We start from the raw sequence: 24,098 nt of genomic DNA on the forward strand, positions 1-24,098 counted from the left end.
GGGTGGTCGAGCGGGTCGGTCAGGTGGCGGCCAGGCGGTTCTTCTCGGTCTGGACGTCGAAGTCGGCCTTCGGCCACTGCGGATCGAGGGACCTGAGCGTCTCGAGGAGGATCGTGGTGACGGCCCAGTTGCGGTACCACTTGCGGTCGCTCGGGATCACCAACCACGGCGCCTCGGGGGTGTTGCAGCGCTCCAGCGCCGCCTCGTACGCCTCGGTGTAGGCCGGCCAGAGCTCGCGCTCGTCGACGTCGCCCGGGTTGTACTTCCAGTGCTTCGTCGGGTCGTCCAGGCGCGCCTGCAGCCGGAGCTTCTGCTCTTCGGGCGAGATGTGCAGGAAGCACTTCAGCACCGTCACCCCACTCGCGACGAGCTCCTCCTCGAAGTCGTTGATCTGCCCGTAGCGGCGGTTCCACACCGGCGCCGCAACCAGGCTGCGGACCCGCGCGATCAGCACGTCCTCGTAGTGCGAGCGGTCGAAGATCCCGATCATCCCGGGCCCGGGCAGCGCCTGCCGGATCCGCCACAGGAACCCGCGCCGCTTCTCCGCCGGCGTCGGTGCCTTGAACGACGTGATCCTCAGGCCCTGCGGATCCATCAACCCGGCGCCGTGCCGGATCACCCCGCCCTTGCCGGACGTGTCCATCCCCTGCAGCACCAGCAGCACACTGCGCTGCCCGCCCGTACGGCCTTCGGCGAACAGCCGCTCCTGCCAGTCGGACACCTCGCCCTCGAGGGCCTCCAGCGCTAGCTTCCCGTCTTCCTTCGTCCCGCTGAATCCGGGCATCGCGCGCGGGTCGTACTTGCTCAGATCCACCGGCCCCGACGGCACCCGCAACTGCTCCAGCAGCCCACCCTGCCCCGCCCGGCCCTTCTTCTCCTTCGCCATCAGCCCATCCTGCCCCATCAACCCCGCACTTACCGGTTACGCCGCCGCCAGCCGGGCGTCCTGCGCAGCGAGCATCGGGTCCTGCCGGTCCTCCATCAGCGTCGCTCGAGGCCTGCCTGCGCCCGACGCCGTCACCCCAACTGTGGAACGGTGGCGATCACGTGGTCGGCTGCCGGCGTTCGACGCGTGAATGTTCGGCTCGTCGACGTTCGGCTCGTCGACGGTGCCACAGGACGAGCTCGATGATGCCGATCGCGACGCCGCTGACGGGCAGCGCCGCGGCAGCCCACAGGAACCCCGCGAGGATCGCCAGGCATTCCGTGTCGCCTCCCGCCCCGCAGTACGTCGTGTCGTAGAGCACGACTCCGGCGACGAACGCCGCAGCCATCAGCACGGCAGTCGCGCAGAGGTACACGGACGCACGCACCATCCACCGCCCGGCACCTCGTTTGGCACCGGCCGCGGCGCCCGGAGCGGTGCCTGGAGCGGTGCGTACTGTCGTCCGCGCCGACGGCTGGAGGCCGGTGGCGATCAGCACGGCCGCAACCAGGCCGAGAACGACCTCCAGCACCAGCAGCTCACTCTCGGACTCCACCCACACGAAGCGGAAGCCCTGCACCAGCAAGCTCAGCAGAACGACGAGTGCGACCAGCCCCATCAGTCCGCCACCCAACCACAGGCGAGCCATGGGATCGCGGCTGGCGACCACCACCGCCGCGACGGCCGGGATCACGGCAAGAGGCCCCAACGCGAAGAACCACGGGCTCGGCGAGTCGTCCAACTGAATGAACCCTCCGCTGGCCAGCAGCACCAGCGCGACACCGAGCAGCACGACGGACGCCACCGCCGTACGCCGCTCCCGGACCATCACTCCAGCGAACCACGCCGAAGGTCCACCACAACCCCAGCCCACCACCACCGCGGACCACGCCAGCGCACCACCACCGCAGGCCACGCTCGCCCACCACCGCCACGGGCCACGTCACCCAGCCACCGCGCGGATCACGTCAACCGGCCACCGCCGCGGGCCACGTCAGCCGGCAACCGCCGGGGATCACGTCAGTGGACCACCGCCGCGGATCACGTCAGCCCGCCGCCGCGGCAGGCCACGCCAGGCCGCCACCGCCGCAGGCCACGTCAGCTCGCCGCGCCGCGGACCACGCCAGCCGGCCGCCGCCGCGGACCACCTCAACCGGCCACCGCCGCGGATCACATCAGCCCGCCGCCGCGGCAGGCCACGCCAGGCCGCCACCGCCGCAGGCCACGTCAGCTCGCCGCGCCGCGGACCACGCCAGCCGGCCGCCGCCGCGGACCACGCCAGCCAGCCGCCGCCGGGGGCACGTCAGCTCGCCGCGGTTGTGCGTTGCATGCCGGTGTTGGCGAGGGCGATCAGGCGGGAGAGGGCTCGGAGGTACTTCTTGCGGTAGCCGCCCTTCAGCATGTCGGCCGAGAAGAGCTCGTCCAGCGGTACGCCGCTCGCCAGGAGTGGAAGGTTCCGGTCGTACATGCGGTCGGCGAGCACGACGAGGCGCAGGGCGACGTTCTCGTCGGTGAGCGGGCGAATGTCAGTCATCGCCACGGTGTCCACGCCGTCGAGCAGCGCGCCGTACTTGCTGGGATGGAGCTCGGCGAGGTGGCGGTGCAGGTCGACGAAGTGGTCGCACGACGCGTTGGTCCGCTCGACCGCGGCGGACTCGACCTGCTCGTCCGACCACGGCTCGGGTGCGACCGGCAGGCCGCGGTGCCGGTAGTCGGGCCCGTCGATCCGGCGTACGTCGAAGTGGGCGGCCAGGGCCTGGATCTCGCGGAGGAAGTCGATCGCCTGGAAGCGGCCCTCGCCCAGCTTGTCGGGCAACGTGTTCGACGTCGCCGCGAACTCGACGCCGGCGGCGACCAACTGGGCGAGCAGGCGAGAGATCAGCATGGTGTCGCCCGGATCGTCGAGCTCGAACTCGTCGATGCAGATCAGCCGGTACGACGACAGTTCCTCGACGGCGGCGCGGAGCCCCAGAGCCCCGACCAGGTTGGTCAGCTCGACGAACGTGCAGTACATCTTCGGTCCAGCCGCCTCGTGCCACAGCGATGCCAGCAGGTGCGTCTTCCCGACCCCAAACCCACCGTCAAGATAAATCCCCGGCTTCCCGCCAGCCCCCGACCTCCCGCCAGCCGCCGGGCCGCGGCCGCGGAGGCGGGACCAGAGGCTCGCTGCCTGCCGCGGATTGGCGAGCACGGCGGCCCGCTCCGACAGCACCGCGAGCGCCTCGGCCTGGCTGGGCTCCTCCGGGTCCGGCCGGTACGTCGTGAACCGGACCTCGGCGAACCGCGGCGGCGGCACGCATTCGGACAACAACCGAGCAGAACTCACCTCCGGCCACCGCTCACTCAACCGAACCACCATGCGCCCACCCTATGAGCCCACCCCACCCTGGCCACACAACCCCAGCGACAGAACCCCGACCACACGAACGGATCCGGGAAACCTCGGGAAACCTCGTTGGCAGCTCGCCGTGACCTTGACCACTTTCTTACTTTCAGTTAGGAAGTTGGAGTGAGGTTCGTGAGGTGACTGACTGAGGAGTCGGTATGGGCGAACGGCGAGATGCCGCCCGGGTCGGGCGGCGGACGGTTCTCAGAGGCGCACTGGGCGGGGCGGCCGCGCTCGGGCTCGGGCCGGCGTTGACCGCGTGCGGCGGTAGCGACAGCGGCGGGACCACGAGTGGCGGGAAGGCCGTGGTCCGGATGTGGTCCTGGTACAACGACCAGGAGGCGCAGTTCCCGAAGCTGATCGAGAAGTTCCAGGCGGCACACAGCAACATCACGATCGAGAACAGGATCTTCGGCACCCCGGATCAGTATCTGCCCGCCCTGCAGGCGGCGGTCGCCGGCGGCGACGTACCGGAGATCTTCGCGCCGCACACGCGCGCGCTGACCTATGGCACCGGCGGCATCTCCGCCGACCTCAAACAGGAGCTCGGCGACGACTTCCTGAAGGACTTCTTCGACTCCGCCAACCAGGAGTACACCCTGGACGGCAAGCAGTACGCGGTCGGCTGGATGGCGCAGACCTTCGGTCTGTTCTACAACCCCGACCTGCTGAAGCAGGCGGGCGTCGGTGAGGACGAGATCGAGACCTGGGACGACCTGATCGCGGCCGCGGCGAAGATCCGGGCCATCGGCAAGCATCCGGTGGCACTGAGCTGCAACCCGACGACCAGCTCGCTGGACTTCTTCCTGCCGCTGATCACGCAGGTCGCCGACGACCCGACGTTCTACCTCAAGCTCGACCAGCTGAAGGACGGCACGACGTACGAGGACCCGAAGGTGGTCCAGGCGATCGAGCTGCAGCAGAAGATCGTCAACGGCGGCGTGTTCCAGCCCGGGACGACCGGCACCAGCGGTGAGCAGGCGCCGCAGCTGTTCTACACCGAGAAGTCCGCGATGCTGTTCAACGGGTCGTGGACGCCGCAGGGCCTGACCCAGGACGCACCGCCGGCTTTCGTGAAGAAGTACAAGGTGATGAAGACGCCGGCCATCGCCCCCGGCAAGCGGCACTGGACCGCGAACCAGGCCGGCGCCGGCTGGGCGGTCTCGGCGAACAGCAAGAACAAGGACGCCGCGCTGGAGTTCCTCCGCTTCCTGTACTCCGCCGACGAGTACTCCCCCACGATGAACGAGTCGAACTCGATGCCGGCGACCAAGAGCGCGGCCACCCGGATCGAGTTGCCGATCATGAAGCAGATGACGTCCTGGCTGCTCGACGGCGACGGCTGCCCGCACATCCCGTTCGGCCCCGGCTCGGTCGCGGCCGGCGACCCGCTGGCCAAGATCTTCGACGGCAAGGGCGAGCCGGCGGCGGTCGCGAAGGAGATGCAGCAGGCGGTCCTGAACGCCAAGGGCGGCTGATCGGATGGCGACAGCCCTCTCCCCGTCGGAACCGGCCACCCGCCCGCTCCCCCGCCGTACGCCGTACCGGTTCGGCTCGCCGTTGCGGAAGTCGCAGCGGGCGGCCGGCTATCTGTTCGTGCTGCCGACCTTCGCGCTGTTCCTGGCGTTCGTGCTCTGGCCGATCCTCTACACGGCGTACCTGAGCCTGACCTCGTGGGGAGGCTTCGGTACGCCGAGATTCGTAAGCTTCGACAACTACAGCCGGATGCTGTCCGACCCGGTCGCGCGCCGGGCGCTCGTGATCACGCTCGTGCTGACCGGTGTGACGACGGCGCTGCTCACCTTCCTCGGACTCGTCACCGCGGTCCTCGTCAACGCGGTCTGGCCGAAGGTCGGCGTACTCGTCCGGACGATTCTGTTCATCCCCGGCATCGTCTCGTTCGTGGTGTCCGCGGTGCTGTGGAAGCTGATCTACGACCCGAACATCGGCACGCTCAACCGGCTGCTGGGGGCGATCGGCCTGGACAGCCTGCAGCACCCGTGGCTGGCCGACCAGAGGACCGTGCTGCCGGCCATCGTCGTGGTGACCGTCTGGGGCGGCATCGGATTCACCATGCTGATCTTCTACGCCGGCCTGCAAGGCATCGACCCGAGCCTGTACGAGGCGGCGGCCGTGGACGGCGCGAACACCGTCCAGCAGTTCCGCCACATCACCGTGCCGAGCCTGCGCGTGGTCACCGGGCTGGTGGTCAGCCTCGGGCTGCTGAACGGGTTCAAGGCGTTCGACGTGATCTTCGTGATGACCGGCGGCGGCCCGAATCACGCCAGCGAGGTCCTCGGAACGTACCTCTACTCGCTGGCGTTCGGCTCGACGTCCGGGTCGATCCCGCAACTCGGCTACGCGAGCGCGTTCAGTGTGGTGACGATGGTGCTCTGCACGCTGGCGGTCGTCGCTCAGCTGTGGCTCACCCGGAGGGCCGACCGATGACGCGCAGACCGTGGCTCGGGAAGTCGTTCGCGACCTTCGTACTCGCGCCGTTCTGCGTGCTGATGGCGTTCCCGTTCGTCTGGATGCTGCTCACGTCGTTACGCGAGCAGAACACCATCTTCAACGGCCCGTTCTTCCCGCGCAACATCACCGGTACGGCGTACCAGGAGGCATGGACCTCGATCGAGTTCCCGCTGCACTTCTGGAACAGCGTCTGGATCACGTCCGTCACGGTCGTCGGCGTACTCGTCTTCGCCACGTTGAGCGGCTATGCGTTCGCCAAACTCGACTTTCCCTTCCGCAACACCCTGTTCGTCCTATTGTTGACAACCCTGATGATGCCGTCGACGGCGCTGATCATCCCGCTCTACCTCGAGCTCAAGTCACTCGGGTTGCTCGACACCCAGACCGGCCTCCTCGTGCTCTACGTCTCCGGATCGGCGCCGTTCGCGATGTTCCTGATGCGGGCGTTCTTCCAGACGCTGCCGGACGAGCTGATCGAGGCGGCCCGGGTCGATGGCGGCAGCGAGTTCACCATCTTCCGGCGGGTGATCCTGCCGTTGACCCGGCCGGGAATCGCGACGGTGGTGATCTTCCAGTTCCTGTCCACCTGGAACGAGTTCCTGATCGCCAACACGGTCCTGCGGAACACCGACTCGCTTCCACTCCAGCCGGTCCTGTTCACCCTGATGGGCCAGTACTCCACCAACTGGCCGGCCCTCACCGCCGGCCTCACGCTGTCCGTCGTACCGGTGGTGATCGTGTACGTCCGCATGCAGCGGCAGTTCGTCGCCGGGATGATGCTCGGCGCCGTCAAGAACTAGCGGAAGAGGTCAGATGCCGATCAAGAATGTCGTCGTCAACTGCACGGACGTGCAGCGCTCCGTCGAGTACTACGCCAAGTTCCTGGAGCTCCCGGTGATCGGTGAGCCGACACCGGAGCGGGCGGTCCTGGACGCCGTCACCGCAACAGTCGAACTACGGGCCGTCGGCAACGGCCGCGAGCGGAGCACCTGGGTCGGTGACGACCTGCAGAAGGGCTTCCGGCACATCGGCTTCAAGGTCGACCGGCTCGACGAGCGCGCCGCCGTACTCAAGGCCGCTGGGGTGGAGTTCAAGCTCGACCCGCTCGACGCCGAGGGTGCGGTCCGGATCTGCTTCTTCTTCGACCCCGACGGCACGCTGCTCGAGATGATCCAGGGCGACCTGCAGTACGCCGCCGTACTCGACGAGGACGGGGTCGCGCGCGAGCGGGCGCTCGGCGTACCGCAGCGGCCGCGGTTCGACCACGTCGCGGTGACCGTCGACGATCGCGAGCGGACCAGCAGGTACTACGCCGAGCACCACGGCTTCTCGTTCATCGGCACGATCGAGCAGCCGCACGATCGGCGCGGGTTCAGCATCGGCTACCTGAAGGGCGGCGACACCGTGCTGGAGGTGTTCACCTACGAGGTCGAGAAGTCGTCCCGCGCGCCGCAACTCGACGTCGCCGGCTTCGCGTACGCCGAGCTCGAGGGCACGCCGCCGACCGACTTCGGCACGCTCGTCTCACCTGACGGCACAACGGCGTACGTCGACCCGGACGGCTTCGCGTTCGCCGTAGGCTCCGACGCATGAACCAGGACTGGCTACGCCCTCTCGGATCCACCGGCCTCACCGTCTCCGCCGTCTGCGCGGGCGGCAGCGGCATCGCCGGCATGCCCGCGGTCTTCGGGTACGACGTCACCCGGCAGGAGGCGGTCGACCTCGTCCTCCGCGTCTTCGACAGCCCACTGACGTGGATCGACACCTCCAACGGGTACGGCGACGGCGAGAGCGAGCTGCGCATCGGCCAGGCCATCAAGGAGTACGGCGGCCTGCCCGACGGCTTCCTGGTCGCGACGAAGGTAGACGCCCGCGGCAAGGACTACTCCGGCGCCCGGGTTCGGGCCAGCGTCGCGGAGAGCAAGGAGCGGCTCGGCCTGCACGACCTACCGCTGGTGTACCTGCATGACCCCGAGTTCCACGACTTCGATTCCATGCGCGACGCCGTCGACACGCTGATGCAACTCCGGGCCGACGGTGAGATCGGGCACGTCGGGCTCGCCGGCGGCAACACCCGTGAGCTCGCCCACTACCTCGACCTGGGCGGCTTCGAGGTGCTGCTTGTGCACAACCGCTGGAGCCTGGTCGACCACTCGGCCGGTGACCTGATCCGGCGCGCGGTCGGCGACGGTCTCGGCGTGGTCAACGCGGCGATCTACGGCGGTGGCATCCTCGCGAACCCGCAGGGCGCGACGAAGTACGCGTACCGTGAGGCGCCGGCCGCCGTACTGGACGCGGTCGCGGAGATGGACAAGGCGTGCCGCGAGTACGGCACGGACCTGGCCACCGCCGCGCTCCGGCACTCGACGGACAATCCGGAGATCGCCGGGACGGTCGTCGGCATCAGCAAACCGGCCCGGGTCGACGCCCTGCTGGCAGCCCTCGAGGCGGACCTCCCTAGCGATCTCCTTAACCGGTTAGGTAACCTCCTTCCGCAGCGTAAGTACTGGGTCGAGGGCACGGAGGAGAGATCGTGACGAACGGCTTCCCACCCGGATTCGTCTGGGGCGCGGCGACGGCGTCGTACCAGGTGGAGGGCGCGGTCTCCACGGACGGGCGCGGCCCGAGCATCTGGGACACCTTTGCGCACACCCCCGGCCGGATCTCGGACGGCGCCACCGGCGACGTCGCCGACGACCACTACCACCGGTTCTCCGAGGACATCCGGCTGCTCGCGGACCTCGGCCTGACGGCGTACCGGTTCTCGATCGCATGGCCGCGGATCATTCCGGCCGGCTCCGGGGTCACCAATCCGGCGGGTCTCGCGTTCTACCGCCGGCTGGCCGAGACGTGCCTGGAGAACGGCGTCACGCCGTACGCGACCCTCTACCACTGGGACCTCCCGCAGCCGCTCGAGGACGCGGGCGGCTGGTTGGTGCGCGACACCGCCGAGCACTACCGCGACTACGCGGCCGTCACGCATGCGGCCCTCTCGGACGTGATCAAGCACTGGATGACGCTGAACGAGCCCTGGTGCTCGGCCTTCCTCGGGTACGGGAACGGCGAACACGCACCCGGGCGGACGGTCGGCGCGGACGCGTTGAAGGCCGTCCACCACCTCCTGCTCGGGCACGGGCTGGCGCTGGACGCGATCCGCTGCGAGGAGGGTACGTACGGCATCGCGCTCAACCCGGCGCCGATCCACGCCGCATCGGACTCGGCCGCCGACCGGGACGCCGCCCGCCGGATCGACGGTCTGCGGAACCGCCTGTTCCTCGAGCCGCTGTTGGCCGGCAAGTACCCCGCCGATGTCCTCGAGGACACCGGGATGACCGACTGGTTCGCGCAGTACGAGGCCGACCTGCCTCTCATCGGCGCGCCACTCGACTTCATCGGCGTGAACTACTACTGCCCGACCACCGTGGCCGCACCGGACGGTCCGATCTCCTCGCCCGGCGGCCCGACCACGCAGCCCGGCAGCGAGAACGTCGTTGCCGTCGACACCGGTCTGCCGCGCACCCAGATGGGCTGGCCGATCCAGGCGCGCGGGCTGCGCGACATCCTGGTGACGATCAACAAGCTCGCGCCGGACCTGCCGCTGTACGTGACCGAGAACGGCGCGGCGTACCCGGACCACCTCACCGCGGCCGGGACCGTCGAGGACGACGAGCGGCAGGCGTACTTCGAGCAGCACCTCGCCGTCTGTCGGGAACTCGTCTCGGAGGGGCTGCCACTCAAGGGCTACTTCGCCTGGTCGCTGATGGACAACTTCGAATGGGCGTACGGCTTCAGCCGCCGCTTCGGCATCGTGTACGTCGACTACGAGACGCAGGCGCGAATCGTGAAGAAAAGCGGCCGCTGGCTCCAGCACTTCCTGACGACCTGAGACTGCGTGCGGGGTCAGGCCCGTGGTCCGGCGCGAACGTGCCGGGGTGGTGCAGTTCGACAGGACGTATACGTCCACTGCCGACGGGTCCCCGCCTGAACCGGCCCTCGAGCGGGCTCGTAGACGGCACACCTCCTGTCGAACTGCACCAACCACCCTCCCCACACCGCCGCCCAGCACCAGCACTCACCACACAGCACCGGCATTTGCATCCCCCCGGCCAGCACCGGCCTTTGCATCTCACCCCCCCCGCCAGCACCGGCCTTTGCATCTCACCCCCCGCCAGCACCGGCCTTTGCATCCCGCCCCCGCCAGCACCGACATCTGCATCCCGCCTCAGCCAGCACGAGCACCAGCACGCGCCCTCCATCACCAGCCGCAGCGCCCGCCACTCCGCGCGGGCGTTTCAGGGGAGAACCCCTGAAATTGCCCCTTCTCCGGCCGAAATACGGTGGGAGAAGGGGCAGCTTGAGGGGATAACCAGTGGCGGCGGGCCTTCAGCTGGTCAGGGCGCCGAGCGACTTCTGGCGCGGGGGCGCGGGGGCGCGGGGGCGCGGGGGCGCGGGGGCGCGGGGGTTTAGCTGGTGAGGGTGCGGGTTGACTTTTGGTGGGGGGTTAGTTGGCTGTGTAGGACGAGGGAGGCGGCGCCTAGTGCGGCGGCGCTCGGGCCTAGTTTTGACTGCTCGACGCGGGTTGGGTGCATCGCGCGGACGAACGAGAGCCGGTTGATCTCGGTCGCCGCGGCCCGGACGTACAGGTCGCCGGCCTCGCTGAAGCCGGGGCCGGCCAGGATGATCTGGTCCAAGTCGAGCAGGTTGGTGATCGACAGCAGCGCCTTGCCCAGGTACGTCGCCGACTGCTCGATCAGCCGGACGCACCGGGGATCGCCGGCGGCCGCCAGCCGGGCGATCTTCGCGAAGTCCGAGCGGACCGCCGTACGACGGCCGCGCAGCGCCAGCTCGTTGACCAGCGAGCGGTCTTCCTCGGCCCGCTTCACGACCGCCGCCGGGGCGGCCAGCGCCTCGAGGCAGCCGTGGCCGCCGCACCAACATGGCGGGCCGTTGACGTCGAGGATCATGTGGCCGATCTCGCCGACGTTCGAGGACGAGCCGCGGTAGACGTCGCCGTTCGTCACCAAGCCGAGGCCAAAGCCGGCGGCCATGTAGACGGTGGCGAAGTCGTTCGCGGATGGGATGCGGCCGGCCCAGAACTCGCCGATCGCGGCACAGGTCGAGTCGTTCTCGACCACGATCGGGTGGTCGATCGCGGCGCTCAGCGTGTCCCGGACGGCGAAGGGCTCCCAGGCGTACTTCGACGAGTCGGTCCGCAGCAGTCGCAGGCCTCCCCCGCCCTGGCGGCCGGCCAGCGCGACGCCGACGCCGACCAGGGTGGCCGGCTCAATGTTTGCCTTGACGATCAGATCCTCGAGCTCGGCGGTGATCCGCTGGACCGCGGTCGACGGCGCCTCCCGGCCGATCCCGCGCGACGTCACCTGCTCGATCACGCGGCCGCTCATGTCGGTGACGACGTAGGTCGTACTCGGCGTGTCGATCGAGATGCCGACGGCGTGCCGGGCTCGTGGGTTGAACTGCAGCAGAGTGGCGCGTTTGCCGCCGGTCGGGTCGCCGAGGCCGGTCTCGACGATCAGGCCGTCGGCGAGCAACTGCTTCACCACCCTAGAGATCGACGCGCCGGTCAGTCCGGACCGGTCGGCCAGGTCGACCCGGGTGACCGTGCCGCTGGAGCGGATCAGGTCGAGGATCGCGCTGTGCGTCTCCTGTGCCGTCGCGCCCTTCAGGATCTTCCCCACGTCACCGTCCCTCCCTCGACGCCTGCTCGCACTTTAGTACACAAGGTAAGAAAGTGGGATGTCTTGACCTCAAGCGACATTGAGGTTCTAGCGTTTCCGGCTGTGAAGACGATCAGATTGCATGCGTTCGGTCCACCGGAGAACCTCCGCTTCGAGGAGGCGCCGGATCCGGCGCCCGGCGAGGGGCAGGTGTTGATCCGGGTCGAGGCGGCCGGCGTCCACTTGGTCGACACGGTACTGCGGTCCGGGGCCGCCGGTGGCGGACCGATCCCCGTGCCCTCGCTTCCGACCACGCCCGGCCGGGAGGTCGCCGGCCGGGTCAAGGCGGTGGGGTCCGGGGTCGACGGATCCTTGGTCGGCAAGCGCGTCGTGGTGCATCTCGGCATGGTGCCTGGCGGGTACGCCGAGCTCGCGGTGGCGAAGGCGGAGTCGTTGCATGAGGTGCCGGGTCACGTCGATAGTGCGCAGGCAGTTGCCGCGATCGGGACTGGTCGGACGACGGCGGGGATCCTGTCCCAGGCGAAGCTTACAGCTGCGGATGTCGTACTGATCACTGCGGCTGCCGGTGGAATCGGCAATTACCTCGTGCAAGCGGGACGGAACGTGGGCGCGACGGTGATTGGTTTGGCCGGAGGCGCGGACAAGGTGCGATTGGTTCGGGACCTCGGGGCTCACTACGCGGTCGACTACACGGATGCGGGCTGGGCGACGGCTTTGAAGGCCGAGTTGGGTGATCGGGCGATCACGGTGCTGCTGGATGGGGTCGGTGGTGAGAGCGGGCAGCAGGCGTTCGAGCTGCTCGGGATCGCCGCGCGGGTGCTGATGTTCGGCTGGTCGGGCGGTGGTCCGATCGAGCTCACGACTGAGGACCTGATGGCGCGTGGACTGTCCGCGACTTGGGCGATCGGCCCGAAGCTGATGCCGCGGTTGCGCGAGTTCGAGCGGGTCGCCTTGGAGGAGACCTTCTCCGGGCGGTGGGAGGCACTCGTCACAAGCTTCCCGCTCGGGGAGGCCGCGGCCGCGCACCGAGCCCTGGAAACCCGCGCCACCACCGGCAAGGTCGTCCTCATCCCATAAGCAGCAGGCTCAGGAACTGCGCGGATCATGAACCGGCCGGGGTCCGGCGGTTGAGCGGGGCGTGGGGTGGGTGGGGGTGTTGTAGTTGAGGGTGGGGAAGGTGCTGGTGATTTCTATGACGCGGCCTTCGGTGGCGGATTGCTTGGCGGCGAGCATGACCTCGAGGGCGTGGAAGGCGTGTTCGGGGTGCGTGATGGTCGGCGTACTGTTCTCGACGGACTCGACGAGGTGGCGGAGGCCGTCGGTCCACGGCCAGTGCGGGTCGCGTTCGCCGAACACCTCCCAGGATCCGCGCTCGTTGGTCCACTGCTCGAATCCGTTCGGCGCCCAGTCGTCGCCGAGCAGCTGCAGTACGCCGGTGGCGCCGTACAGCTCGATCGCCGGCGACCGGTACTGCTGCATCGTGAACCCGGTGGCGATCGACGCGAAGCGTGCCTGGCCGAAGTCGAGCACCAGGTGCGCGTTGTCCTCGGCCCGGACGGTGACGAGTTCGCCGTTGACCTCGCGCTTCGGTACGGCGGTGCCGACCATGGCCGTCACCCGGCGGACGGAGCCGAAGAAGCCGCACAGGCTGGTCAGGTTGTACACGCCGAGGTCGAACAGCGCTCCCCCGCCGGCCTCGTAGAACCACCGCCCCCACCACGGGCCCGACCAGCCGTACCGCGCCCGGGCGAGGTGGAGGTCGCCGATCTCCCCGTCCCGGACGCGCCGATGCATCTCGCGGTACGTCGGTGAGAGGACGACATGTGGAGCGCAGACCAGCTGACCCGGCGCCGATGCGGCGGTTTCGAGGAGGGCCCGACCCTCGTCGAGCGAGGTGGACATCGGCTTCTCGACGAGTACGTGCTTGCCTGCGGCAAGAGCCGCGCGGGCGAGTGGGCCGTGCTGGTTCATGCTGGTGAGCACGAGCACGATGTCGAGGTCGTCGCGATCGATCAGGTACTCGGGCCGGTCGAAGGCGGTGTCGATCCCGAATCGGTCGGCGGCGGCGGACTGTTTGGCCGGGTCCGGGTCGTAGCCGGCGGTCAGGCGTACGCGTCCTTCGCGTTCGAGTTTGCTGATCAGGGCGGCGTACGGGCCGTTGAACACACTTCCCAGGCCGAGCACACCGATCGAGAGGGTCATCGTCCGAGTTCCTTCCTAGAGACAGACCAACCCGGAGGGCGGTCCAGAGGGGTGGGTGATCCACAGCGGGTGATCCAGAGCCGTGATCCACAGCCGGTGGTCCACAGCCGGTGGTCCACAGCCGGTGGTCCACAGCGGGTGGTCATAGCTGGCGGTCCAAGCCGGCGGTCCATAGTGGTCCACATCCGACGGTCCACGGCGGGTGGTCCGCGGTGGGGTGTCCGCGGCGGGTGGTCCGCGGTGGGTGGTCCACATTTGGCGGACCACGGCGGGTGGTCCAGAGCTGGCGGGTCGACAGGCGAGGTCGGCTGGGAAGGGGACGTTGTCAGGTGAGGTGGATGGTCAGGTGGGTGGTGGTGGCGCCGGACGGCCAGGTGATGAGGGTGCCTTGGTCGGTGGAGGTGACGGTGGCGTCGGCGTCGGTCGTGACGGGCCGGGTGGTTTCGATGAGGGCGCTGCCCGGGGCGGTGGTACGTCGCAATCGCACGGTGGAGCCGTCGACGGGGCCGTCGAGCTCGGCCGTGGACCAGCGCAGGACTGCGTCCTCGAGCTGGAGGTTGATCGGCAGCATCACTCCCTCGCGTGCTCCGAGACCGAGGTCAAGCGTCACGCTGTCTGTGGTGAGTGTGAAGGTTTGCGGGACCGGTGCGACGTTGATCAGGTGCAGCAGACGCTGACCCGAGGCGTCGGCGGTGCTGGTGGTCACCAATCCCGGAGTGTTGCCCTCGACAACGATGCGGCGCCGGACCCCGAGTCGCTCCACCAGCGCACGCCAGAAGTCGAGGTGACACGGGTAGTCGCACGCGAGCACCACAGCCCGCCCGCCGCCCGGCACCGCGACGTCCAGAGCAACCGCCGACCCGTCGGCAACGTCCACCGCAAGCGGCTCCCCCACGCCGGCCGGCTCACCCGCAGCTGGCAGGCCCGCGCTCTCACCTGTGGCTGGGCGGTGGTCTGAGCGCTCGCCCGCAGCTGGCTCACCCAGGCCGGCTGGCTCACCCGCAGCGGGCTGGCCCGCGCTTCCACCCGCGGCTGGCTGGCCCGCGGTTGGGTTGGTGCTGTGGGCGTTCGTCTTGGTGGTGAGGTGTTCGAGGATGCCTACTCGGACTTCTGGTTGGTTGCCTGCCCACGAGGTTGCGCGGACCGACGGGAACAGGTGGGGCGTGCCTTCGACCACGCCCGTGGAGCGGAGGCCGAGTGCGTCGGCGAGCACTGTGCAGGGAGAGCCGTCGTCGTCACTGACGGGTAGCCGGCCGTGGAGGAGGAGACGGCCGCCGCCGCGGACGAAGGTGGCGAGCCTTTCCTGGACAGCGAGGCCGAGCACCGGCGGAGTCGCCAACGCGACCGCCGGACCAGCTGGATCAAGCGACCCCGACGACAGGTCGACGGCGCCGAAGGAGTACCCGCCGAGCAGGAGCGCCCGCACCAGGATGTCCCGCGGCCCCATCCCCCGGTACCGCTCCAGCTCCCCCACCTGACGGCGTCGTACGGCGGAATCCGGGTGGTGGTACTCGGTGAGATAGTGGTCCGGCACGAAGCCGAGCACGATGTCGTCGTACTCCTCGTCCATCCCGGCCAGCAGCTGCTCGGCCCCGCGCACAGCCCGGACCGCGCTCGCGGTCCCCGGGTACGTCGGGCTGAGCCGGCCCTCGGGATCGACCGGTGCCGCGAACCCGTGCCGCTCACCGGTGAACGCGATCCGGTCGTTGCCGTCGCCCACCGGCTCGTCCAGCGGCGGGTTGTGGCCGCCGGCGAACAGGTAGTAGTTGATCAACCGGTTGCCTTGAGCAACACACAGCCGGGTCTTCAGCTCGGTCGTCTCCGGGCTGGTCAGCCTGCTCAGGTCCTCGCCGTAGTCGCCCGTCCCCGCCTCGAACTCCAGCGACGTGATCGGCTGGTCGGCGTCGTGCACCGCGGCCATGAACGCGTTCATCAGGTACAGGTCCGGCACGTTCTCGACGGTCAGGTCGCCGATGTAGTGGTCGGACCCCGAGGTCACCTGCGGCACTCCGGCGTACGCCGTCGAGAGCTGGCTGATGCCGATCGGGAACGTGCGCCCACGGCCGGCGTCGGTGCCGTGCAGGTTGATCAGGAACGGTACGCCGTCGACGCCGTGCTGGACGGCGACGTCGCGAAGCCGCAGCAGGTACCGCGCGTACCGGTCGCGGTGATGCGCACCAAGGTCGTAGTGCACGGCGAGCTGTTGCTGCTCGGTCCCGCCATCCGTACCACCGCTGCGCCAACGCGCGGCCCACGCCACGTTGTCGCCCGGGTCGGCGCCGTACCGCGAGATGCTGCCGTCGCGGCCCCACGTTCGCACGGCCCAGGCGGCGAGATCGGCCAGCGTGCGATCGGTCAGCTCGGGTGTGTTCGTGACCCATGAGAGCATGCCGACCTCGTTGTCCAACTGCACGGCCGCGACCGGTCCGCCCTTGCTCACCAGGCGTTCCGCGAGCACGGGCATGATCGCGGCGTACCACTGCTCGGCCTCGGCGAGGTAGCCGGGCTCGAGGTAGTCGAGGGTCGCCGATCCGGCCGGCTTCCCGTCCCATCCCAGCGGTACGGCGCCCGGATGCTCGCGGTAGATCCGGAACGGCACGCCCTCGTTCTTCAGCTCGGCCATCACGAACGGGCCGGGCCGGGCGATGACCAGCAGGTCCCGCTCGGCAGCGAGGTCGAGGAAGCCGACCAGGTCGCGGTACTCGCTGGTGTCGCCGGTCAGATCCACCTTCCCCGCGGCCGTCTCGTGCACCAGCCACGGCATGTAGCTGGCGACCACGTCGCATCCGGCCGCGGCCAGTTTGTCGAGCCGGTCGGCCCAGTCCTCGCGGTGCAGCCGGAAATAGTGCACCTCGCCGGCCATCAGGATCCTCGGTACGCCGTCCACCAGCAGCCGGCGCCGTTCCAGTCGTATCGATCGGGGCTTCGCGGGTGTCGCCATGCTCACGTCACAGTCACGTCCTCACCGGTCTCGTCGGTTCCGGGACGCCGCGCCGCGAGGTGTTGCCCACCGGGCGCGGTCGTGGTTATGGTCGTGAAACCGGTCTCATGAAACCGGTTTCAGTCAACATATCGGGAGTTCAGCCGATGGGCAACAGCCGTGTGAACGTCCGCCGGGTCGCCGAGATGGCCGGGGTCTCCCCGGCGACCGTCTCGCGCGTCACCCGCGGCACGGTCCCGGTCTCCCCCGAGCTCCGCGACCGCGTCCTGCGGGTGATCGAGGAGCACGGCTACAAGCCGAGCCACTTCGGCCGGGCGCTGGCCGAACAGCGGCACGGCGCGCTGGGGCTGGTGTTCCCGGGATTGTCCGGGCCCTACTTCTCCGAGCTGATCCAGGGCTTCGAGGCCGAAGCCCTAGAGACCGGCGACAGCGTGCTCGTGCTGGCGTCGCACTCACGCGCCGACACCGACGCCACCGTCATCGACCTGGCCGACCGCGTGGACGGGATGGCGATCCACGGCGGGACGGTGTCGACCGAGGCGATCGCCAAGGTGGCCGACCAGATCCGCGTGGTGGTGATGGCCGGCGAGTCCGGGCCGGCGCAGGCGTCGGTCAGCGTTGCCAACGACTCGATGAAGGCGCTCACACGGCACCTCCTGATCGACCACGGCTACCGTCGGCTGGCGTTCGTCGGCACACCGGACGGCTCCCCCGACGTGACCGCGCGCTGGCAGGCGTTCCTCGCCGCGCACAAGTCCGCTCGTCGCAAGCCACCGGCCGAACCGGTCCGCGTCGGGCTGCAGCAGTCCGATGGCGCCATCGCCGCGGAGCACCTGCTCGACGGCGGCGACCGGCCTGACGCCGTGGTCTGCGCGAACGACGAGACCGCACTCGGCCTGCTGCTGAGCGCACTCGGCCGCGGGCTGCGGGTACCGCAGGACATCGCGATCACCGGGTTCGACGACATGCCGATGGCCGCCCTCGTGCGCCCGGCGTTGACAACGGTCCGGCAGCCCATCCGCGAACTGGCCGCGACGACCGCCCGCCTGCTCGCCGACCCGCTCGGTCAGCCGGCCGGCGACATCGTCCTGCCGACCGAACTCGTCCTGCGTGGCTCCTGCGGTTGCGGAGGTGCCACCTGACCCTGCCGAGCTGATGGGGATCGCAAGGGGGGACCGCCACCGTCCGGCCGCGCGCCGGGCACACCCTGAGGAGGACTCCCGATGACCCGACGACCACGACCCAGAACACTGACAGCCGTCCTGGCGAGTGTCGCGCTGCTGCTGACAGGATGCACCGGCACCGAAGGTGCCCAGAAGTCGTCGGGCAGCGCCGGCGGGATGATCGACTTCCTCAACTACGGCGACTTCGGCGGCGGCACCACGCCGAAGCCCAACTACAACCCCTACCTCGACGCCACCAAACTGAGCGCGGCCGACTACATCTACGAGCCCCTGATGTTCGTCGAGACCTACAGCTGCAAGGCGTTGCCGTGGCTCGCGACGTCGTACCAGTGGTCCGATCCGCAGACGCTCGTCTACCAGATCCGGCCCGGCGTCAAGTGGAACGACGGCAAGCCGTTCACCGCGGCCGACGTCGAGTTCACCTTCGGCATGCTGAAGAAGTTCGACGTACTCGACACCCAGGGCGTGTGGGCGTCGCTGGCGTCGGTCAAGGCGACCGGGGACGACAAGGTCACCTTCTCCTTCAAGCAGCCCGGCGCCTCGGTGTTCACCCAGGTCAGCGGCGTGAAGATCGTGCCGCAGCACGTCTGGTCGAAGGTGGCCGACCCGACCACGTTCGTGAACGCGACCGCACCGGTCGGCACCGGGCCGATGAAGCTGAAGTCGTTCAACCCGCGCCAGCTCGTGGTCGAGCGGAACCCGGACTACTGGCAGGCCGACAAGATCAAGGTCAACGAGATCCGGTTCAACAAGGCCGACGCCGGCGGGCAGGTCGAGCAGCTCAAGCTCAGCCGCGGCGAGTACGACACCAACGGCATGTTCGTGCAGGACATCAAGAAGGCGTACGTCGACCGCGACCCGGAGCACCACCACTACTGGTACGCGCCGGGCGGCGTGATCAGCGTCTACATGAACCTGACCAAGGCGCCGTTCGACGACGTCGCCTTCCGCAAGGCGCTGACGACCGCGTTCGACGACCAGGAGGTGATCGACAAGGCCCAGCTCGGGTACGTCACCCAGGCCAGCCAGAGCGGGCTCGTCGTACCGGGTCAGAAGGACTGGCTGCCGGAGGGCATCGCCGACGAGGGCCGGATCGGGTACGACGCCGCCGCGGCCGACAAGGCGCTGTCCGACGCCGGGTACCCCAAGGACGGCCAGGGCCGCCGGCTCGGCAAGGACGGCAAGCCGATCTCGTTCGCGTTCAAGGTCCCCGGCTCGTACGTCGACTGGGTGGCCGCGGCGGACATCTTGATCAAGAACCTGAAGGCCCTCGGCTTCGACGTCGAGAAGGAGACCCCGACGCCGGACGCGCACAACCAGGACCGGGCCACCGGCAACTACGAGATGATCTTCGGCGTCCACGGCGGCGGCTGCAACATGTACGCGAACTTCGCCGACCCGCTGCACAGCGGCCGGACCGCGCCGATCGGCAAGAAGGCGCCCAGCAACGAGATCCGCTGGCAGGACCCGAAGACCGACGAGTTGCTCGGCACCCTGCGCACCTCGCCGGACGAGAAGGCCCAGAAGGAGGCCGTCGCCGGGCTCACCGACATCATGATGAACCAGGTGCCGATGATCCCGATCTGGTACGGCGCCAAGTGGTTCCAGTACGACACCTCCAAGGCGAAGGGCTGGCCGAACGAGAAGGACCCGTACGCCGACGGCGCGAACGGGCTCGTCGTCCTGACCCACCTCGTCCCGGCCGGGAGCTGACCGGTGCTGTACTTCGTCCGGCGGGCCGGCTTCTTCCTGGCCACGTTGTGGGCGGCGGTGACGCTGAACTTCCTGATCCCCCGGATGCAACCGGGTGATCCGGCGCAGGCGTTGCTGGCGAGGCTCCAGGGCAACACCCAGGCCGTCAACCCGGTCCAACTCGAGGCCGTCCGCAAGATGCTCGGCACGCAGGACGGGAACCTCCTGACGCAGTACTGGGACTACCTCGGCGCGATCAGCACCGGCCAGTTCGGCGTGTCCTATTCGTACTACCCGTACACGGTGACCGACATGATCGGCAGCGCGCTGCCGTGGACGCTGATCCTGGTCGGCGTCACCCAGCTCGCGTCGTTCGTGATCGGCACACTGCTCGGCGCGTGGGCGGCGTACCGGCGGAACACGCGGGTGGACTCGGTGATCACGCTCGGGTCGACGTTCGTCGGCACGCTGCCGTTCTTCTGGATCGCGCTGCTGCTGATCTTCGTGTTCGCGATCACGCTGAACTGGTTTCCCGAGGGCGGCGGGTACGGCGGCGGCAGCAGCCCGGGGTGGTCGTGGCTGTTCTTCTCCGACGCGTTCCAGCACAGCGTGCTGCCGGCGCTGGCGCTGCTGATCACCGGGCCGATCGGCTGGATCATCGGCATGCGCAACAACATGGTCCAGACCCTCGGCGAGGACTACGCCCGGCTGGCCCGGGCCCGCGGGCTGCCGCGGCGGCGGATCGCGCTGACGTACGGCGCGCGGATCGCGATCCTGCCGAACGTCACCGGCTTCGCGATCGCCCTCGGCGGGCTGCTCGGCGGGACCGTGCTGGTCGAGACGATCTTCAACTACCCCGGTCTCGGCCGGCTGCTGCTGGAGGCGGTCTCGAACAAGGACTACCCGCTGATGCAGGCGCTGTTCCTGTTCACCACGATCGGCGTCCTGATCGCGAACTTCCTCGCCGATGTCACCTACGGCTTCCTCGATCCGCGCGTCCGAAGGGCGGAGGCAGTATGACCAGCGTCGACACCGAGGCCGTCCGGGTCAGTGCGCTGGCCGCCGGGCGGTCGAGCAGGCTGCCCGGGTGGTTCGTGATCCTGTGGCGCAACCGCAAGTGCCGGATCGGCCTGATCATGCTGGCGGCGTTCGTCGTCGTGGCCGCGCTGGCTCCGGTGATCGCGCCGTACGGACCGCGGGTGGACGAGTTCGCGGCGTCCACCGGACCGTCCGGCGCGCACTGGCTCGGGACCACCGCCCGTGGTGAGGACGTGTTCTCCCAACTCGTGTACGGCGCGCGGACGTCGCTCGTGGTCGGGCTCGTGGCCGGCCTGCTGACGACCGTGATCGCGGTAGCCGTGGGCCTCACCGCGGGGTATCTGCAGGGCGTGGTCGACGACGTACTGTCGTTCTTCATCAACCTGGGACTGGTGATCCCGGTGCTGCCGTTGATGATCGTGCTCGCCGGGTACGCACCGGTGAAGGGCCTCGGGCTGATCATCATCGTGATCACCGTGACCGGCTGGGCGTACGGCGCCCGGATCAAGCGCGCGCAGATCATCACGCTGCGGACCCGGGACTACATCACCGCGGCGAAGTTCGCCGGTGACAGCACGGCCCGGATCATCGCCTTCGAGATCGTGCCGAACATGATCTCGCTGATCGTCGTCGGCTTCATGGGCTCCGCCCTCGGCGCGATCGGCGCGGAGGCCGGGCTGGCGTTCCTCGGCCTCGGCGATCCGCAGACCACCAGTTGGGGCACGATGCTCAACCAGGCCAGCCTCGGCGGCGCGCTGACCACCGGCCAGTGGGCCTGGCTGGTCGCGCCCGGCCTCGTGCTTGCGCTGCTGATCACCTCGTTCACGCTGATCAACTTCGGTATCGATGCCCTGAGCAACCCGCATCTGAGGGAGGACTGAGATGGCGCTGCTGGAGGTCCGCGACCTCAGTGTCACGTACAGCCCGCGCGACTCCGCCGCGGTCCGGGCCGTCGAGGGTGTCAGCTTCGACGTGCACGACGGCGAGTTCGTCGGCCTGCTCGGCGAGTCCGGCTGCGGCAAGTCGACGCTCGGCACCGCCGTACTGCGGCTGCTGGACAAGCCCGCCGCGATCACCAGCGGTTCGATCCGGTTCGACGGGCAGGACGTGACCACGACGCCCGAGGACGAGCTGCGGTCGCTGCGCTGGGTCGACCTGTCCACGGTGTTCCAGTCGAGCATGAACTCGCTGAACCCGGTGATCACGGTCCGGCGGCAGTTCGCCGACACGTTCGAGGCCCATCCCGATGCCCTGGGCAACGACGTCGATGCCGACGCCCGCGCCGGTGAGCTGCTCGAGCTCGTCTCGCTCGACCGGTCCGTGCTGCGCCGGTTCCCGCACGAGCTCTCGGGCGGGATGAAGCAGCGGGTCGCGCTCGCCCTGGCGCTCGCGCTCGAACCTCGGCTCGTCCTGCTCGACGAGCCGACGACCGGCCTGGACGTCGTGGTGCAACGTGACATCCTCGACCGGCTGCGCGAACTGCAGGCCCGGCTCGGCTTCGCCGTACTGTTCATCAGCCACGACCTCGGCACGGTGATGGAGCTCGCCGACCGGGTGATGGTGATGTACGCCGGGGAGATCGTCGAGGACCAGCCGGCGTCGGAGATGGTGGCGCGCCACCTGCACCCGTACAGCGCCGGCCTCCTCGGCTCGTACGCCGACCCGCGCGACGAGGTGGTCGCGGTCGAGTTCATCCCGGGCCGGCCGCCGGACCTCTCGCAGCCGCCACCCGGCTGCCGCTTCGAGCCGCGCTGCCCGGTGGCGGTGGACACCTGCCGGACCGTCCATCCGGAGCTCCTGCCCGCGAACCGGGGTGAGGTCCGGTGCCTGCTGGTCGAGCAGGCGACCGATCCTCACGCCGTGGTCGAGAAGGCCGAGCAGCGCCAACGCGACCAGGCCTTCGCGGCCGGCGCGGGCGCACGGGTCGATGCGGAACGGGTCCTCGTGATGGACGGCGTCAGCAAGGTCTACAAGACCCGCCGCGGACTCACCACGACGCTGACGAAGGCCGTGGACGATGTGTCGTTCGCGCTCCGGCCGGGTCAGGTGAGCGCTTTGGTCGGCCAGAGTGGATCCGGGAAGACCACCATCGCTCGCCTGCTGACGGGCGTGGAGCGGCCGACGTCCGGGTCGATCCGGTTCAAGGACACCGTGGTCGACCGGCTCGGACGCCGGGCGTTGCGGAAGTACCGGCGGCACGTGCAACTGGTGTTTCAGGACCCGTTCTCGGCGCTGAACCCAACCAGGACGGTGGCGTACGCGCTCAGCCGGCCGCTGCGTAACCACCTCGGGATGAGCGGACCGCAGGCGCGGGAGCGGGCGGCCGAGCTGCTCGAGACGGTGGGGATGAGCCCGGCCGAGCAGTACCTGGACAAGCTGCCGCACCAGCTGTCCGGCGGGCAGCGGCAGCGCGTCGTGATCGCGCGGGCGCTGGCACCCGAGCCCGAGTTGCTCGTGGCGGACGAGCCGATCTCGATGCTGGACGTGTCCATCCGCGCCGAGATCGTCGCGCTGCTCGACAAGCTGGTCCGGGACCGCGACATCGCCATGCTGTACATCACCCACGACCTGCTCAGCGCCCGGCTGCTCGCCGACGACGTGATGGTGCTGAACCAGGGTGTGATGGTCGAGCAGGGTCCGACCCTCGAGGTGATCGGGCAGGCCAAGGATCCCTACACCCGCAAGCTGCTGGCGGCCATCCCCCGCCCGGGCTCACGAACGGCGGTAGTCCCGCGGGGAGACGCCGAAGTGAGCGCGGAACCGGCGTGAGAGGTGGAACTCGTCGGCGAACCCGAGGGTGCGCGCGATCTCCCGGTGGGTCAGGTCGGTCAGCCGCAGCAGTGTGGCCGCTGCCTCCAGCCGGCGCCCGGTCCGGAACGCGGCCGGCGTCTGACCGACCTGCGCGGCGAACCGGCGCCGGAACGTGTCGTAGCTCAGCCCCGCTCCGGCAGCCACCGCACCCAGATCGGTGCTCGCGGTGAGGTCGTCGGCCAGCCGTCCCATCGCGTCCATGATCTCCGGGTTCACCTCCGGACTGTCCGCGGTGTCCTCGGTGTCGATCAGCCAGTCGGCCAACGCCAGCAACTGGTGCTCGGCGACCCGCCGCGTCCGCGGCGGGGAACGCAGCACGGTCCGCAGGGCCTCGATGGACGGCAGCGGCACCGGGTACCTCGGACCGGCTGCGGTCAGGTGGGCGAGCGCGTCGAACAGTGGCCCGGTGAAGACCACGAACAGCTCGGTCCACCGCTCCCCCGGATCGGTCCCGTACGTGTGCGGGAACCGCGGCGGCACGATCGTGTGCGCACCGGGCATGATCCGCTCGGCCCGCCCGTCCGCGTCCCGGTAGTTGCCCTCGCCATCGATCAGCACCGACAGCACGTACGCGTCCATTACCCGGAGCGCGGGCGACATGATCGGCTCGTCGTCGATCACCTCACCCGCGAGCACCAACTGACCGAGCCGGGTCACCGGTCCGTCCGCGATCGCCACGACCGTCCGCTCACCCATGACCGGACCCTACCCAGAAACGCGCCAAAACGTTCATGTCCGGGTCGCGCGGAGA

At 69.3% G+C, this 24,098-nt stretch carries 19 protein-coding genes; 12 read left to right on the forward strand and 7 right to left on the reverse strand.

The window, feature by feature from the left end; genetic code table 11:
- Positions 1–19 precede the first annotated feature (19 nt).
- The 3 genes from ACQPYZ_RS18870 to zapE all read right to left on the reverse strand — a co-directional run bounded on the left by ACQPYZ_RS18870 (position 20) and on the right by zapE (position 3,284).
- Complete coding sequence (locus ACQPYZ_RS18870) at positions 20–886, reverse strand: polyphosphate kinase 2 family protein (RefSeq protein WP_433157418.1); 867 nt, start codon at positions 884–886, stop codon at positions 20–22.
- Positions 887–1,043: 157 nt separating this feature from the next.
- The gene (locus ACQPYZ_RS18875; RefSeq protein ID WP_433157420.1) at positions 1,044–1,754 is read right to left on the reverse strand and encodes a hypothetical protein; all 711 of its coding nucleotides are present in this window, start codon (positions 1,752–1,754) and stop codon (positions 1,044–1,046) included.
- Positions 1,755–2,228: 474 nt separating this feature from the next.
- Complete coding sequence (gene zapE / locus ACQPYZ_RS18880; RefSeq protein ID WP_433157423.1) at positions 2,229–3,284, reverse strand: cell division protein ZapE; 1,056 nt, start codon at positions 3,282–3,284, stop codon at positions 2,229–2,231.
- A 185-nt stretch (positions 3,285–3,469) separates the two neighbouring features.
- Between zapE and ACQPYZ_RS18885 the strand changes: the two genes are divergently transcribed.
- The 6 genes from ACQPYZ_RS18885 to ACQPYZ_RS18910 are packed head-to-tail and all read left to right on the forward strand — an operon-like array spanning position 3,470 to position 9,669.
- Positions 3,470–4,789, forward strand: coding sequence for an ABC transporter substrate-binding protein (locus ACQPYZ_RS18885; protein WP_433157426.1), 1,320 nt, complete (start codon positions 3,470–3,472; stop codon positions 4,787–4,789).
- 4 nt (positions 4,790–4,793) lie between these two features.
- Complete coding sequence (locus ACQPYZ_RS18890) at positions 4,794–5,759, forward strand: carbohydrate ABC transporter permease (RefSeq protein WP_433157429.1); 966 nt, start codon at positions 4,794–4,796, stop codon at positions 5,757–5,759.
- Positions 5,756–6,583, forward strand: coding sequence for a carbohydrate ABC transporter permease (locus ACQPYZ_RS18895; protein ID WP_433157431.1), 828 nt, complete (start codon positions 5,756–5,758; stop codon positions 6,581–6,583). Before ACQPYZ_RS18890 ends, ACQPYZ_RS18895 begins: the two co-directional genes overlap by 4 nt.
- Before the next feature lie 13 nt (positions 6,584–6,596).
- A complete protein-coding gene (locus ACQPYZ_RS18900; protein WP_433157434.1) occupies positions 6,597–7,376 on the forward strand; it encodes a VOC family protein in 780 nt (259 codons plus the stop codon).
- A complete protein-coding gene (locus ACQPYZ_RS18905) occupies positions 7,373–8,320 on the forward strand; it encodes an aldo/keto reductase (protein ID WP_433157437.1) in 948 nt (315 codons plus the stop codon). The genes ACQPYZ_RS18900 and ACQPYZ_RS18905 overlap by 4 nt, the downstream gene beginning before the upstream one ends.
- On the forward strand, positions 8,317–9,669 hold the full coding sequence (locus ACQPYZ_RS18910; protein WP_433157439.1) for a GH1 family beta-glucosidase: 1,353 nt from the start codon (positions 8,317–8,319) through the stop codon (positions 9,667–9,669). The genes ACQPYZ_RS18905 and ACQPYZ_RS18910 overlap by 4 nt, the downstream gene beginning before the upstream one ends.
- Positions 9,670–10,246: 577 nt before the next feature.
- On the opposite strand, the gene ACQPYZ_RS18915 is transcribed toward ACQPYZ_RS18910, so the two are convergent.
- Complete coding sequence (locus ACQPYZ_RS18915; protein WP_433157441.1) at positions 10,247–11,479, reverse strand: ROK family transcriptional regulator; 1,233 nt, start codon at positions 11,477–11,479, stop codon at positions 10,247–10,249.
- 102 nt (positions 11,480–11,581) lie between these two features.
- On the opposite strand from ACQPYZ_RS18915, the gene ACQPYZ_RS18920 reads away from it, so the two are divergent.
- Positions 11,582–12,556 (forward strand): zinc-binding dehydrogenase, encoded by a 975-nt coding sequence (locus tag ACQPYZ_RS18920; RefSeq protein WP_433157444.1) that lies wholly within the window; start codon positions 11,582–11,584, stop codon positions 12,554–12,556.
- Between the two features lie 9 nt (positions 12,557–12,565).
- Here ACQPYZ_RS18920 and ACQPYZ_RS18925 read toward each other — a convergent pair whose 3' ends face one another.
- Together ACQPYZ_RS18925 and ACQPYZ_RS18930 are read right to left on the reverse strand one after the other, a co-directional pair.
- Positions 12,566–13,681 carry a Gfo/Idh/MocA family protein gene (locus tag ACQPYZ_RS18925; RefSeq protein ID WP_433157447.1) on the reverse strand — a complete coding sequence of 372 codons (1,116 nt, stop codon included), beginning with the start codon at positions 13,679–13,681 and terminating at the stop codon, positions 12,566–12,568.
- 325 nt (positions 13,682–14,006) lie between these two features.
- Positions 14,007–16,622, reverse strand: coding sequence for a beta-galactosidase (locus ACQPYZ_RS18930; RefSeq protein WP_433157449.1), 2,616 nt, complete (start codon positions 16,620–16,622; stop codon positions 14,007–14,009).
- Between the two features lie 146 nt (positions 16,623–16,768).
- Here ACQPYZ_RS18930 and ACQPYZ_RS18935 point away from each other — a divergent pair, with 146 nt between their 5' ends.
- The 5 genes from ACQPYZ_RS18935 (at position 16,769) to ACQPYZ_RS18955 (ending at position 23,305) form a co-directional block, all read left to right on the forward strand.
- Entirely contained in the window at positions 16,769–17,764 is a 996-nt protein-coding gene (locus ACQPYZ_RS18935) for a LacI family DNA-binding transcriptional regulator (protein WP_433157452.1), read from the forward strand.
- An 81-nt stretch (positions 17,765–17,845) separates the two neighbouring features.
- Positions 17,846–19,519, forward strand: coding sequence for an ABC transporter substrate-binding protein (locus tag ACQPYZ_RS18940; protein WP_433157455.1), 1,674 nt, complete (start codon positions 17,846–17,848; stop codon positions 19,517–19,519).
- A 3-nt stretch (positions 19,520–19,522) separates the two neighbouring features.
- Positions 19,523–20,518 carry an ABC transporter permease gene (locus ACQPYZ_RS18945; RefSeq protein WP_433157458.1) on the forward strand — a complete coding sequence of 332 codons (996 nt, stop codon included), beginning with the start codon at positions 19,523–19,525 and terminating at the stop codon, positions 20,516–20,518.
- Positions 20,515–21,417 carry an ABC transporter permease gene (locus ACQPYZ_RS18950; protein ID WP_433157460.1) on the forward strand — a complete coding sequence of 301 codons (903 nt, stop codon included), beginning with the start codon at positions 20,515–20,517 and terminating at the stop codon, positions 21,415–21,417. The genes ACQPYZ_RS18945 and ACQPYZ_RS18950 overlap by 4 nt, the downstream gene beginning before the upstream one ends.
- 1 nt (position 21,418) lies before the next feature.
- On the forward strand, positions 21,419–23,305 hold the full coding sequence (locus tag ACQPYZ_RS18955; RefSeq protein WP_433157463.1) for an ABC transporter ATP-binding protein: 1,887 nt from the start codon (positions 21,419–21,421) through the stop codon (positions 23,303–23,305).
- Here the strand turns inward: ACQPYZ_RS18955 and ACQPYZ_RS18960 are convergent.
- Positions 23,249–24,043, reverse strand: coding sequence for an AraC family transcriptional regulator (locus ACQPYZ_RS18960; protein WP_433157467.1), 795 nt, complete (start codon positions 24,041–24,043; stop codon positions 23,249–23,251). The genes ACQPYZ_RS18955 and ACQPYZ_RS18960 overlap by 57 nt on opposite strands.
- Positions 24,044–24,098: the final 55 nt, after the last annotated feature.

It is taken from the genome of Kribbella sp. CA-247076 (assembly GCF_050942445.1).
Lineage (GTDB): Bacteria > Actinomycetota > Actinomycetes > Propionibacteriales > Kribbellaceae > Kribbella.